Source organism: Sinorhizobium meliloti, assembly GCF_017876815.1.
Taxonomy (GTDB): domain Bacteria; phylum Pseudomonadota; class Alphaproteobacteria; order Rhizobiales; family Rhizobiaceae; genus Sinorhizobium; species Sinorhizobium meliloti.
Window position 1 is genome coordinate 1040386 of the sequence record NZ_JAGIOS010000002.1, and the last position, 13087, is coordinate 1053472.

Sequence of the window (13087 nt, forward strand, 5' to 3'; positions counted from 1 at the left end):
CTTTCACAGGAGGGCGAAAGAGTGCCCGCTGGGGATCACGCCACGGCGTCGAGCCCGAGCGCAAGCAGCCGGTCGAGCTGCTCGATCTCGGCCGCGCTCAGCGTGATGCCCTCGGCCTCCGACTTCGCTCGGGCGGCAAAGCGGCGCTGCGAAGGCAGGCGGGCGCCCTGGCCGACGATCGCTTCGAACAGCAGCTCCGCCCGGTCGAAGGGGTCGCCTGGACGACCGGCGGCGAAAGCCTGCGGGGAGAAGGCGACGATGAGTTCGCCGTGGAAGGGGGCGAGCGTCGTGGTGCCTAGATAGTCGAGCACTTCGGGGCTGGTCAGGTCGCCGATCATGATGCCCGCCAGCAGCTCGATCATCGTGCCGATGGCCGAGCCCTTGTGTCCGCCGAAGGGCAGCATGGCGCCCGCGAGCGCCGCCTCCGGGTCGGTGGTCGGATTGCCTTGCGCATCGATGGCCCAGCCTTCGGGCAGCGGTTTGCCCGCCCGGCGGTGCAGCTCGATCTCGCCCCGTGCCGCCACCGATGTCGCGAAGTCGAAGACGTAGGGCGGCTTGCCCGCGCGCGGCCAGCCAAAGGCGAAGGGATTGGTGCCGAGCAACGGCTTGTTGCCGCCGGTCGGTGCGACCGTGGCATAGCTCGGGCACATGACGAGTCCGGCAAGCCCTTCTCCCGTGAGCGCCTCCGCTTCCGGCCAGAGCGCCGAAAAATGCGTGCAGTCGTTGATGGCGAGTGCGGCGATGCCGTGCTTGCGGGCACGCTCGGCAAGCACCGGCAGACCGAGTTCGAAGGCGGGATTGGCGAAACCGCCCCCGGCATTCACCTTGACGATCGCCGAGGCTTCCTGCGCGACGATTTCCGGCTCGGCGTCCGGCTTGACCTTGCCAGCCTTGACCGTGCGCAGCGCGCCCTCGATCCGGTAGATGCCGTGCGACTTGCAGGCATCGCGTTCGCCGGCAACGATCACCCGGGCGAGAGCGCCCGCCTGGACCACGTTAAGGCCGCCCTTGCGGAAGATCGCCTCGACGCGCTCCTGAAGCGCGGTGGTCGTCAGGGTGGTTGTCTCGCTCATGTCGTCTCTCTCATTCTAGGCCTGATTCAGGGGCACGCGGTTGATGTTCTGCATACATAGAGTATACAAACCCCCGGTAAGTTCAATTCGTCTGTTCGCGCAAGGTATACGGTTCCGCAACGGGCGAGGAGAGTGTATGCGAATTTCCGCCGGCAATCCCGCTTCGTTACGGGAATCGACGCGTTTTATGATCTTGTGCCGAATCGACCAGGATCATCGTGATCCAGAGAAAGGAAAGTCAGATGATTTTCACCCCCAAAGGAAAACACCTCGTCGCGGGCGAATGGCTCGATGGGGCAGGCACCTTCGCTTCGGCGCCGGCGCATGGCCCGGCGCATGATTTTGCCGTAGGCACCGTAGAGCTGGTGAACCGGGCCTGCGAGGCGGCTGAGGAAGCCTTCTGGACCTATGGCTATTCCTCGCGCAAGGAGCGCGCCGCCTTCCTGCGCGCCATCGCCGACGAGATCGAGGCCCGGGCGGAGGCGATTACCGAGATCGGCAGCCAGGAAACCGGCCTGCCCGAGGCGCGGCTCAACGGCGAACGGGGCCGCACGACCGGCCAGCTCAGGCTCTTTGCCGATCATATCGAAAAGGGTGATTATCTCGACCGGCGCGTCGATGCGGCGATGCCCGAGCGCCAGCCGGCGCCCCGTCAGGAGATACGGCTGGTCCAGCGCCCCGTCGGTCCGGTCGCCGTCTTCGGCGCCTCGAATTTCCCGCTGGCCTTTTCGACCGCCGGCGGCGATACGGCCGCGGCGCTCGCAGCCGGCTGCCCGGTCGTGGTAAAGGGTCATTCGGCGCATCCCGGCACCGGCGAGATCGTCGCCGAGGCCGTCGACGCAGCGATCCGCAAGACGGGTGTTCATCCCGGCGTATTCTCGCTGATCCAGGGCGGCAGCCGCGACGTCGGTCATGCGCTGGTGCAGCATCCCCATATCAAGGCCGTAGGCTTCACCGGTTCGCTCGCCGGCGGACGTGCCCTGTTCGATCTTTGCGCGGCGCGCCCCGAACCGATCCCGTTCTTCGGCGAACTCGGTTCGGTCAACCCGATGTTCCTGCTGCCGGAAGCGTTGAAGGCACGGGCGGAAACGCTGGGGCAGGGATGGGCCGGTTCGCTCACCATGGGCGCCGGGCAGTTCTGCACCAATCCCGGAATCGCCGTCGTCATCGAAGGTGCGGACGCCGACCGCTTCACCACCGCCGCCGTCGAGGCGCTTGCCAAGGTGGCACCGCAAACCATGCTGACGGACGGTATCGCCAAGGCCTACCGCGACGGTCAGGCGCGCTTTGCGACGCGCAACGCCGTCAAACCGCTGCTTGCGACCGAGTCGTCCGGCCGTGACGCATCGCCCAATCTCTTCGAGACGACGGGTGCCCAGTTCCTGGCCGACCATGCGCTCGGCGAAGAAGTGTTCGGCCCGCTTGGACTGGTGGTTCGGGTGGGATCGCCGGCCGAAATGGAAGAGCTCGCGCGCGGCTTCCAGGGCCAGCTGACCGCAACCATCCATATGGATGCGGGCGATCTGGAGACGGCGCGCCGTCTGCGTCCGGTGCTCGAGCGCAAGGCGGGCCGGGTGCTGGTCAACGGCTTCCCGACCGGGGTTGAAGTCGTGGATTCGATGGTGCATGGAGGCCCCTATCCAGCCTCGACCAACTTCGGCGCAACCAGCGTCGGCACCATGTCGATTCGACGTTTCCTGCGTCCCGTCGCTTACCAGAACATGCCGGAAGACCTGCTGCCCGAGGACTTCCTCGGCTGATCCAGCCTCCCGGCCGCGCAATAAAAGGGGCTTTTCCACAAGGGAAAGCCCCTTTCCATTGCGAAAAGGCGCCCTGTTATATACTTTTTGTATACTAATTGTATTTTTAAATTGATTTGTGCTCTCCGACGCGGAATAGTGCGCGCGCCGTCACACCGATCGGCCAACTCAAGGGAGAGAACAATAATGAAGACCTCGGTCCTCGCCTTCGGCCTCGTTGCCGCCACCGCTCTGACGAGCCCCGCCCATGCCGACAAGCTGGACGACATCATCGCTTCGGGAACGCTGCGCTGCGCCGTGGTGCTCGACTTCCCGCCGATGGGTTCGCGCGACGAGAACAACGAACCGATCGGCTTCGACGTGGATTACTGCAACGATCTGGCCACGGCGCTCGGCGTCACCGCGGAGATCGTGGAGACGCCGTTTCCCGAGCGCATCCCGGCGCTGATGTCCGGCCGCGTCGATGTCGGTGTCGCCTCCACCTCCGATACGCTCGAGCGTGCCAAGACCGTCGGCATGACGGTGCCTTACTTCGCCTTTGAAATGGCGGTAACCGCCAACGAGAAGTCCGGCATCAAGTCCTTCGAAGACATGAAGGGCAAGGTGGTCGGCGCCACCGCGGGCACCTATGAGGCGATCGCACTCGAAAACCAGGTCAAGGCCTGGGGCGAGGGCGAGTTCCGCCCCTATCAGACGCAGGCCGACGTTTTCCTGGCGCTGAGCCAGGGCCAGCTCGACGCCACCGTCTCTACCTCGACGGTCGCGCAGTCCAACGTCAAGGGCGGCAAGTTCCCCGGTATCTCCGTGGTCGACAAGGCGCCCTTCGACATCGACTACGTGGCCCTCTTCACTAACCGCGAGGAATACGGCTTCCTCAACTACCTCAACCTGTTCGTCAATCAGCAGGTCCGCACCGGCCGCTATGCCGAACTCTACGAGAAGTGGGTCGGTGGCGAGGCTCCGTCCCTGGCGGTGAACGGCGTTTACCGTTGATCCGAGGATCGTCTGACGGTGCGGGGCAACCCGCGCCGTCGCTGCATTCCGAGGGGTGAGACGGGAATGTTCAACTACACCTTCCACTGGAACCAGGCGCTGAGGGCGCTGCCGCAGATGCTGGACGGCGCGGTGGTCACGCTGCAGGTCGCGGTGCTGTCGATGGTCATCGGCGTCGCCTGCGCGATCGCGCTCACCGTGTTCCGCCTGTCCGGCAGCCGTATCCTTGGCGGCATCGCCACGACCTGGGTCGAGGTCGCGCGAAACACGCCGGCGCTGTTCCAGATCTACATGGCCCATTTCGGCCTCGGCAATTTCGGGATCCACCTGAGTCCCTATACGGCGCTTCTGGTCGGGATCGCCTTCAACAATGCGGGCTATCTTGCCGAGAATTTCCGCGGCGCGCTCAAGGCCATTCCGGATACGCAGGCCCGCGCTGGCCGGTCGCTCGGCATGACCTCGCTGCAGGCGTTCCGGCTGATCGTTCTGCCGCAGATGCTGCGCGTGGCCTTCCTGCCCGCGACGAACCAGATGGTCTGGGCGATCCTGATGACGTCGCTCGGCGTCACCGTCGGCATGAACACCGACCTTGCCGGCATCACGCAGGAACTGAATGCCCGCTCCTTCCGCACATTCGAATTCTTCGCGCTCGCTGCGGTGATCTACTACCTGATCGCCAAGGCGGTCACGCTTGCAGCCCGGGCCTTCGCCTGGCGCATGTTCCGCTACTGAGAGGGGTGAGAGATGTTTGATACTGCCCTCACCTGGAACGATCTCGCCTTTCTTGCGCAAGGCGCCGGAATGACGCTGGCGGTAACCGCCGTCGCCGTCACCGCCGGCACCGTTCTCGGCATCCTCTTCGGAGTGATCCGGTTCCAGATCGGACCCTATTGGTCGGCGCCGCTCACCTTGCTGCTCGACGTGTTTCGCTCGGTACCGCTCCTGATCCAGCTCGTGCTCGGCAATGCCTTCCAGTCGATCGCCAAGCTCGGCTGGGGCGCCTTCACGACCTCCGGCGTGGTGCTCTCGCTCTACACGGCGGCGTTCTGCGCGGAGATCGTGCGCGGCGGAATTTCATCGGTGCCGGTGACGACCCGCCGTGCGGCGCGCTCCCTCGGCATGACCTGGTGGCAGGACATGCGCTACATCGTGGCGCCGCTTGCCACCCGGGTTTCGCTTCCGTCGTGGATAGGCCTGACGCTCGGCGTGATGAAGGACTCCGCACTGGTGCTCTGGCTCGGCCTGGTCGAGCTCCTGCGTGCCTCGCAGATACTGGTCACGCGTCTGCAGGAGCCGCTCTTCATTCTGCTGATCTGCGGCGCCATCTACTTCCTCCTCAGCTTCCCCGTCGCCCGGCTTGGCGGGTATCTCGAAAAACGGTGGTCCCCCAATGATTGAGATCGAAAACGTCCGCAAATCCTTCAGCTCTCTGGAGGTTCTCAAGGGTATCGACCTGACCGTCGAAAAGGGGGAGGTGGTCACCATCATCGGCGGCTCCGGCTCCGGCAAGTCGACGCTGCTCACCTGCATCAACGGGCTGGAGCCGATCGACTCCGGCCGGATCGTGATCGACGGGACCGATGTCCATGCCAAGGGCACCGATCTCAACAGGCTGCGCCGAAAGGTCGGGATCGTGTTCCAGCAATGGAACGCCTTCCCGCATCTGACCGTGCTCGAAAACGTCATGCTCGCCCCGCGCAAGGTGCTTGGCCTCCCGAAGGACAAGGCCGAGGAGATCGCGGTGAAGCAGTTGACCCATGTCGGTCTCGGCGAGAAGCTCAAGGTCTATCCGAACCGCATGTCGGGCGGCCAGCAGCAGCGCATGGCGATCGCCCGGGCGCTTGCCATGTCGCCGGAATATATGCTGTTCGACGAGGTGACTTCGGCGCTCGATCCGATGCTGGTCGGCGAGGTGCTCGACACCCTCAAGATGCTGGCGGAAGAGGGAATGACGATGATCTGCGTTACCCACGAAATGACCTTTGCCCGCGACGTGTCGGATCGCGTGGCCTTCTTCCATCAGGGGATCATGGCCGAGATCGGTTCGCCCGATCAGATTTTCGCCTCGCCGCAGAACCCTGAAACGCAGAAGTTCCTGGCGAGCGTACGATAAATGGCCGCACCGGACGTCATCGTGATCGGCGCGGGGGTCGTCGGCCTCACGGCTGCAATTGCCGCCGTGGCCAGCGGCCTGTCGGTCACCGTGCTCGACCGCGAGGGGCCGGCGGCCGGCGCCTCCGCCGGCAATGCCGGGGCATTCGCCTTCACAGATATCCTTCCGCTTGCCTCGCCCGGCATCCTCAAAAAGGCGCCGAAATGGCTCCTGGATCCGCTCGGGCCGCTGACCGTGCCGCCCGCCTATGCGCTGAAGATCGCGCCATGGATGTTCCGCTTCTGGCGGGCTTGTCAGCCGGGGCGCGTGGCGCATTCGACCGCGGCCCAGACCGCGCTGATGGACCTGTCGAAAGCGGAGCTCGAGCCGTTCCTCGGTGCGACCGGCACGGCGTCCATGCTGCGCAAGGAAGGCAACCTTCAGGTCTACGAGGGAGAGGCGGAATTCAAGGCATCGCTGGCCGGCTGGAAGGCGCGCGCGGATCACGGGATCGAGTTCCGCCATCTCGATGCCGCAGGCATTGCCGAGATCCAGCCGGGCCTGGCGGCGCGCTTCACCCACGCTACCTTCACGCCCGGCTGGTACTCGATCGCCGATCCGAAGCTCTACACGCTTGCGCTTGCCGATCATTTCCGCACGATCGGCGGGGTGATCGAGCGCGCGGAGGTCACGGCGCTGAAGCCCGTCGATGGCGGGGTCGAAGTCCTGAGCGCCGACGGCAGGAGGCGGCGGGCGGCGCAGGTGGTCCTCTCGGCGGGCGCTTTCTCGCACCGGGTTGCGCGCACGCTCGGCGAAAGCATTCCGCTCGAAACCGAGCGCGGATACAATACGACGCTTCCCGCCGACGCGTTCGACCTGCGGACGCAGATCACTTTCGGCGGCCATGGCTTCGTCGTGACACGGCTGTCGACCGGTATCCGGGTCGGCGGTGCGGTCGAACTCGGCGGGCTCGATCTGCCGCCGAACTTCCGCCGCTCGGAAGCGATGCTGAAGAAGGCGCAGGCCTTCCTGCCCGGTTTGAAACCGGAAGGCGGGGTGCAGTGGATGGGCTTCCGGCCGTCGCTGCCCGACAGCCTGCCGGCCATCGGCCGCGCCCGCGCGACGCCGCGGGTGATCTTCGCCTTCGGTCACGGCCATCTCGGGCTCACCCAATCGGCGGGCACCGCAAGGATCGTCGCCGATCTCTTGACCGGCCGGACTCCGGCCATCGACATTGCACCCTTTTCGCCGCAAAGATTCTGACAGAGGTTTCGACCATGGCCACCCACACCTTCTCCTGCATCGACGGCCACACCTGCGGAAATCCCGTCCGCCTCGTTTCGGGCGGGGGCCCGCGTCTCGAAGGCGCGAACATGCTGGAAAAACGCGCGCATTTCCTGAAGGAATTCGACTGGATCCGCACCGGTCTCATGTTCGAGCCCCGCGGCCACGACATGATGTCGGGTTCGATCCTCTACCCGCCGACCCGGCCCGACTGCGACGTGGCGGTGCTCTTCATAGAGACCTCCGGCTGTCTGCCGATGTGCGGGCACGGCACCATCGGAACCATCACCATGGGCATCGAGAACGGCCTGATCACCCCGCGCGAGCCCGGCAAGCTGTCGATCGATGCTCCCGCTGGCAAGGTGGACATCACCTACCGCCAGGAGGGCCGCTTCGTTGAGGAAGTGCGCCTTACCAACGTGCCGAGCTTCCTTTATGCGGAAGGGCTGGCGGCGGAGGTCGAGGGGCTCGGCGAGATCGTGGTGGACGTCGCCTATGGCGGCAATTTCTACGCCATCGTCGAGCCGCAAAAGAACTTCCGCGACATGGCCGACCATACGGCGGGAGAACTGGTCGGCTGGAGCCCCAAGTTGAGGGCCGCGCTGAATGCCAAATACGAGTTCGTCCATCCCGAGCACCCGGAGATCCGGGGCTTGAGCCACATCCAGTGGACGGGCAAGCCGACGCAGCCGGAGGCCCATGCCCGCAACGCGGTGTTCTACGGCGAGAAGGCCATCGACCGCTCGCCCTGCGGCACCGGCACGTCGGCCCGGATCGCACAGCTTGCCGCCAAGGGCAAGCTGAAGGTCGGCGACGAATTCGTCCACGAGTCGATCATCGGATCGCTCTTCAAGGGGCGCGTCGAAGCGGCGGCGAAGGTCGCCGATCGCGACGCGATCATCCCGTCGATCGCCGGCTGGGCGCGGATGACCGGCATCAACACCATCTTCATCGATGACCGCGATCCCTTCGCCCACGGCTTCGTCGTAAGATGAGCGGCCTCGATCCTGCCCGCAGCATCCTTCAGGGGTCGGCCGAGGGCCCGGTCATAGCGACCGGGGAGGCGCTGAGTTTCTGGGGCGGGGTCGATCCCGCGACGGGCTGCGTGATCGACGTGCACCACCCGCTGCATGGCGTCCCGCTCACCGGCTCCATCCTGATGATGCCGTCGAGCCGCGGCTCCTGTACGGGCTCGGGCGTGCTGCTCGATCTGGTGCTGACCGGCCGTGGCCCTGCCGCACTCGTATTTTCCGAACCGGAAGACGTGCTGACCCTCGGTGCGCTGATCGCCTCCGAGATGTTTGGCAAGCCGCTGCCGGTGCTGCGTCTTGCGCCGGAAGCCTTCGCGGCGCTCGCCCGTGCGAAGACGGCGCGGATCGGCGACAGGGCGATTGAAGCCGAGGGGCTGACGATCCCCGTCGTTCCGCCGGCGACGGCCGCGCTCGACCTCACCGATGGCGACCGCGCCATGCTCGACGGAGCGGAAAGCGTCGCGGTTGCGCAGGCCATGCGCATCATTTCGGCCATGGCGGCGCAGCAGGGGGCATTGGGTCTCGTGGATGTGACGCAGGCTCATATCGACGGCTGCATCTATGCCAGTCCCGCGAACCTCACCTTTGCCGAGAAGATGGTGGAGATGGGCGCGAAGGTGCGGATCCCGGCGACGATGAACGCCATTTCCGTGGACCATGCCAATTGGCAGAGGCAAGGTGTGCCGCCGTCCTTCGGCGACCCTGCGGCGCGGCTCGCCGACGCCTATGTCCGCATGGGCTGCCGGCCGACCTTCACCTGTTCGCCCTATCTGCTCGACAGCGCGCCTGGAGCCGGCGAAGCCGTGGCCTGGGCGGAGTCCAATGCCGTGATCTTCGCCAACAGCGTGCTCGGTGCGCGGACGGCAAAGCACCCGGATTTCCTCGACCTTTGCATCGCGCTCACCGGACGCGCGCCGCTCTCCGGCGTCTATCTCGACGAACACCGCAAGGCACGGCGGATCATAGACGTCGAACTGCCCGCGGGCGCCGACGACGCTTTCTGGCCGTTGATCGGCTATCTCGCCGGGCGTGCGGCGCCAGATCGCATCCCGCTCATCCGCGGGCTCGCCCCGGCGGAGCCCTCGCGCGACGACTTGAAGGCGCTCTGCGCCGCCTTCGGCACCACTTCCGCCGCGCCGATGCTGCATGTGGAGGGCGTGACGCCGGAAGCCGGCGGTGCCGCGGCTGAGGACGCGGATCATGCGACCATTACCCGCGCCGAGCTGACGGCCGCTTGGTCCGCCCTGAACGAGGGTCCGGATGAAGTCGAACTCGTAGCGATCGGCAGCCCGCACGCGTCCCTTGCCGAGTGTCGGGCGCTGGCCGAGGCGCTCGGCGGCCGCAAGCGGCATCCGGATGTGGCAGTGATCGTCACGGCCGGCCATGAGGTTATTGCGGAGGCGCGCGGCGAAGGCATTCTCGCCCGGCTTCAGGAGAGCGGCGTCCAGGTGCTGCCGGACCTCTGCTGGTGTTCGATCTCCGAGCCTGTGTTCCCGACCCGTACCCGGGCGGTCATGACCAATTCCGGCAAATATGCCCATTACGGTCCCGGTCTTTCAGGCCGCACAGTACGCTTCGGCAGCCTTGCCGATTGCGTCGCCGCGGCCTTGACGGGGCGCGTCCCGCCCCAGCTGCCGGACTGGCTTTCCTGAGGCGCGGCGGACGTTCGTAACCGCGCTGGCTTTTGAAACGAGGAGTTCGCGATGCGCAGCACCAAGACCATTCATGTCATTTCAGCCCATGCCGAGGGTGAAGTGGGCGACGTGATCGTCGGCGGTGTCGCGCCTCCGCCGGGCGATACGATCTGGGAGCAGAGCCGCTGGATCGCCCGCGAACAGACCCTGCGCAACTTCGTCCTGAACGAGCCGCGCGGCGGCGTCTTCCGCCATGTCAATCTCCTGGTGCCGCCCAAGCATCCCGACGCGGATGCTGCCTTCATCATCATGGAGCCGGAAGATACGCCGCCCATGTCCGGCTCCAACTCGATCTGCGTTTCAACCGTGCTGCTCGACAGCGGCATCCTGCCGATGAAGGAGCCGGTGACGGAGATCACGCTCGAAGCGCCCGGCGGTCTCGTTCGCGTGCGCGCGGAGTGCCGTGACGGCAAGGCCGAACGCATCTTCGTCGAGAACCTGCCGAGCTTTGCCGAGCGGCTGGACGCGAAGCTGGAGGTCGAGGGGCTCGGGACACTCACAGTCGACACCGCCTATGGCGGCGACAGTTTCGTGATCGTGGATGCTGCCGCAATGGGCTTCGCCCTGAAGCCGGACGAGGCGCACGACATCGCCCGGCTCGGCGTGAGGATCACCAATGCGGCAAATGCCAAGCTCGGTTTCCATCATCCGGAAAACCCCGACTGGCGGCATTTCTCCTTCTGCCTCTTTGCCGGTCCCGTGGAGCGCACGGCGGAAGGCCTGCGGGCGGGTGCTGCAGTCGCGATCCAGCCGGGCAAGGTCGACCGTTCGCCGACCGGGACGGCACTCTCGGCACGCATGGCCGTGCTGCATGCGCGCGGCCAGATGGGGCTCTCGGACCGGCTGACGGCGGTTTCGCTGATCGGCTCCACCTTCTCCGGCCGCATCCTGGGCACCACCGAAATCGGCGGCCGGCCGGCCGTGCTGCCGGAAATCTCCGGCCGCGCCTGGATTACCGGCACCCATCAGCACATGCTCGACCCGTCGGACCCCTGGCCCGAGGGCTACCGGCTGACCGACACGTGGGGTGCGCGCTGAGTGGATTGGCGGCGGGTGGAAATCGGGCGCGTTTTGCGTCATTCGAACTATGATGAACGCATCACGACAGGAAGGAAAATCGGATGAAGGCACGTATCAAATGGGTCGAAGGCAGGACCTTCGTCGGGGAATCCGGAAGCGGCCACAAGGTCGTGCTCGGCACGGCCACCGGCCCGGATAGCCCGACACCGGGACCGAGCCCCATGGAAATGGTGCTGATCGGCACCGGCGGCTGCTCGGCTTTCGACGTCGTCCACATCCTCGAGAAGGGCCGCGAGGCGGTCGAGGATTGCGTGGTCGAGATGGATGCCGATCGGGCGGATCAGGACCCACGCGTATTCACCCGTATCCACATGCATTTCATCGTCAAGGGCCGTGGTCTGGCCGCCAAGAAGGTCGAGCGCGCGGTTGCCCTCTCCATCGAGAAATATTGCTCCGCATCCGCGATGCTCGCAAAGACGGCGACCATCACGCATGATTTCGAGGTGGTCGACACGTCGGATACGGCGGCCTGACGGGGCGCCTCCGCCCCTCATCCGCCTGCCGGCGCCTTCTCCCCGTTTCGACGCCGTTTCACGGGGAGAAGGAACAAGCGGGTCGCTCCTCGCATCTCGTCGCGCAGAATAGGTCCGGAACCTTGCCGCTTGTCCCTTCGCCCGGCTTGCTGGCAGAAGGTGCCGGCAGGCGGATGAGGGGCGTTCGAGAATTCCGCTGAGCGCCGCATGAATTCAACCGCATCAAGCGCAATGCAGCGTACAAAAATTTCCACTCCCATGTCGGCGCCTTCAGGCGCCGTTCGTCCTATTGTATGCGCGGCACAGCCGCAAACGGGAGAATGCCCTTGATTTGATCGGCAATCCTTGCGTGGACTGAAAATGAATGCCGCGCCGGATTGCCCTGAGCGGAGACACGAGAAATGATCGATGCGCATTATCGCTGGGTGATCGTTGCTGCCGGCGGCCTGCTCGGCTGCATTGCAATCGGTGCCATGTTTTCATTGCCGGTTTTCCTTGTGCCCATCTCGCGCGATACCGGATGGTCGGTGACCGGTATATCGAGTGCCATGACGGTGGGCTTCATCGCAATGGCCCTGGCAAGTATGGTCTGGGGTAGCGCTTCGGACCGCTGGGGCCCGCGCCCGGTCGTGCTGATCGGTTCCGCGCTTCTTGCGGCGAGCCTGGCGCTTTCCAGCCTCGTGACATCGCTGATCGCATTCCAGCTCGTCTTCGGGGTGGTCGTCGGGGGGGCCTGTGCGGCGATATTCGCACCGATGATGGCTTGCGTGACAGGCTGGTTCGATACGCATCGCAGCCTTGCCGTATCTCTGGTGTCGGCCGGCATGGGAATGGCACCCATGACCATGTCGCCGTTGGCCGGGTGGCTGGTTACGATCTACGACTGGCGGACATCGCTGCAGATCATAGCCGCCCTTGCCGCCGTCAAGATGATTCCGGCTGCGTTGCTGCTGCGCCGCCCGCCGGTCCTCGAAGATACAAATGCCGTCTCCGCAAGCGAAGGGCAGCCGGACATGTCCCTTGGACAGGCGCTGAGATCGCCGCAATTCGTCATATTGCTGCTGACGAACTTCTTTTGCTGCGCCACCCATTCCGGGCCGATTTTCCACACGGTGAGCTACGCCGTGAGCTGCGGGATCCCGATGATGGCCGCCGTTTCCATCTACAGCCTCGAGGGTCTGGCGGGAATGGGCGGCCGCGTCGCCTTCGGCGTCCTCGGAGACCGCTACGGCGCCAAGCGCATTCTGGTATCGGGGCTGCTGCTGCAGGCCTTCGGTGCGCTCGCCTATTTCTTCGTGCGCGATCTCGGCGCCTTCTACGCGGTGGCTGCCGTGTTCGGCTTCATCTATGCGGGCGTCATGCCGCTTTACGCCGTGATCGCCCGCGAGAATTTCCCGCTGCGCATGATGGGCACTGTCATCGGCGGCACGGCAATGGCCGGCAGCCTCGGCATGGCAATCGGCCCGGTTGCCGGGGGACTGATCTACGACGTTTTTGCCAGCTACGGCTGGCTCTATATCGGCGCCTGGGGTCTCGGCATCGGTGCTTTCCTGATCGCACTGACCTTCAAGCCCTTCCCTAGGGAACGGCCGGCACTGGCTGCCGCC

11 protein-coding genes and 1 pseudogene are annotated in these 13087 nt (G+C 65.4%); 11 read left to right on the plus strand and 1 reads right to left on the minus strand.

Annotation, left to right across the window (positions count from 1 at the left end; genetic code table 11):
* Nucleotides 1-35: 35 nt before the first annotated feature.
* Nucleotides 36-1073 (minus strand): Ldh family oxidoreductase, encoded by a 1038-nt coding sequence (locus JOH52_RS23820; RefSeq protein ID WP_014527558.1) that lies wholly within the window; start codon nt 1071-1073, stop codon nt 36-38.
* A 242-nt stretch (nt 1074-1315) separates the two neighbouring features.
* Between JOH52_RS23820 and JOH52_RS23825 the strand changes: the two genes are divergently transcribed.
* From JOH52_RS23825 to JOH52_RS23875, 11 genes and pseudogenes are all read left to right on the plus strand, one after another.
* Nucleotides 1316-2833 (plus strand): aldehyde dehydrogenase (NADP(+)), encoded by a 1518-nt coding sequence (locus JOH52_RS23825; RefSeq protein WP_010975153.1) that lies wholly within the window; start codon nt 1316-1318, stop codon nt 2831-2833.
* A gap of 186 nt (nt 2834-3019) precedes the next feature.
* On the plus strand, nt 3020-3826 hold the full coding sequence (locus JOH52_RS23830) for an ABC transporter substrate-binding protein (protein WP_010975154.1): 807 nt from the start codon (nt 3020-3022) through the stop codon (nt 3824-3826).
* A gap of 66 nt (nt 3827-3892) precedes the next feature.
* Nucleotides 3893-4558, plus strand: a complete 666-nt coding sequence (locus JOH52_RS23835) for an amino acid ABC transporter permease (protein ID WP_010975155.1) — start codon at nt 3893-3895, stop codon at nt 4556-4558.
* Nucleotides 4559-4570: 12 nt separating this feature from the next.
* Nucleotides 4571-5224 carry an amino acid ABC transporter permease gene (locus JOH52_RS23840; protein ID WP_003528591.1) on the plus strand — a complete coding sequence of 218 codons (654 nt, stop codon included), beginning with the start codon at nt 4571-4573 and terminating at the stop codon, nt 5222-5224.
* On the plus strand, nt 5217-5939 hold the full coding sequence (locus JOH52_RS23845) for an amino acid ABC transporter ATP-binding protein (RefSeq protein ID WP_010975156.1): 723 nt from the start codon (nt 5217-5219) through the stop codon (nt 5937-5939). The genes JOH52_RS23840 and JOH52_RS23845 overlap by 8 nt, the downstream gene beginning before the upstream one ends.
* Entirely contained in the window at nt 5940-7181 is a 1242-nt protein-coding gene (locus tag JOH52_RS23850) for an NAD(P)/FAD-dependent oxidoreductase (protein ID WP_010975157.1), read from the plus strand.
* Nucleotides 7182-7195: 14 nt separating this feature from the next.
* On the plus strand, nt 7196-8197 hold the full coding sequence (locus JOH52_RS23855) for a 4-hydroxyproline epimerase (RefSeq protein WP_010975158.1): 1002 nt from the start codon (nt 7196-7198) through the stop codon (nt 8195-8197).
* Entirely contained in the window at nt 8194-9885 is a 1692-nt protein-coding gene (lhpI, locus tag JOH52_RS23860) for a cis-3-hydroxy-L-proline dehydratase (RefSeq protein ID WP_014527556.1), read from the plus strand. The genes JOH52_RS23855 and lhpI overlap by 4 nt, the downstream gene beginning before the upstream one ends.
* Before the next feature lie 51 nt (nt 9886-9936).
* Complete coding sequence (locus JOH52_RS23865; RefSeq protein WP_013850084.1) at nt 9937-10965, plus strand: trans-3-hydroxy-L-proline dehydratase; 1029 nt, start codon at nt 9937-9939, stop codon at nt 10963-10965.
* Nucleotides 10966-11048: 83 nt separating this feature from the next.
* Entirely contained in the window at nt 11049-11480 is a 432-nt protein-coding gene (locus tag JOH52_RS23870) for an OsmC family protein (protein WP_013850083.1), read from the plus strand.
* Nucleotides 11481-11881: 401 nt separating this feature from the next.
* Nucleotides 11882-13087: pseudogene (locus JOH52_RS23875) on the plus strand (MFS transporter); the annotation flags it as partial.